Annotated in this window: 1 protein-coding gene; it reads right to left on the minus strand. The window is 38.1% G+C overall.

Going from position 1 to position 538, the window contains the following annotated elements; translation table 11 throughout:
- The coding region (locus ACK4HU_RS21995) for a response regulator transcription factor (protein ID WP_409810367.1) at positions 1 to 309 on the minus strand (309 nt) is incomplete at its 3' end.
- Positions 310 to 538: the final 229 nt, after the last annotated feature.

Raw genomic sequence — 538 nt, forward strand, 5'->3', positions numbered from 1 at the left:
AAAGGGTTTTTTGATATAATCTACTGCACCTAAATCCAACCCTTTTACTACTTGCTCGGTGGCAGACAGGGCACTGATGATAATTACAGGTGTATGAATGCCAAACGAACGCAAATTTTTTAATACATCAAATCCGTCTGTGCCCGGAAGCATTAAGTCCAGCAAAATCAAATCAAAAGTTTCGGATGCCGCAGTTTCCAATCCTTTTGCTCCGTTAAAGCAAGCCGATACGGCATAGCCTGCCTGTTGTAAGCCTTTTTCTAAATAGGAAGCTAGCTTTTGTTCATCTTCAATTACTAGAATTTTCATGTGTTTATAATTTGATTTTATCGGTCACATGGAATCTTCGCAAGGTGGATAATCATCCCAGTGTGTGATCCCGTACGTACGGGATCATGCTTGATTTCATATATTTTGTCTTAGTATCAACTATTATGTTGTACGCTATCAGCCCAAACCTTTTTTATTTAATTACTTCCACGCTACATCATATAGGGAAATAAATAAAGAAGGTCAGACAGGAATATTACCTTCCTGT

Source organism: Algoriphagus sp. (genome assembly GCF_046296635.1).
Classification (GTDB): domain Bacteria; phylum Bacteroidota; class Bacteroidia; order Cytophagales; family Cyclobacteriaceae; genus Algoriphagus.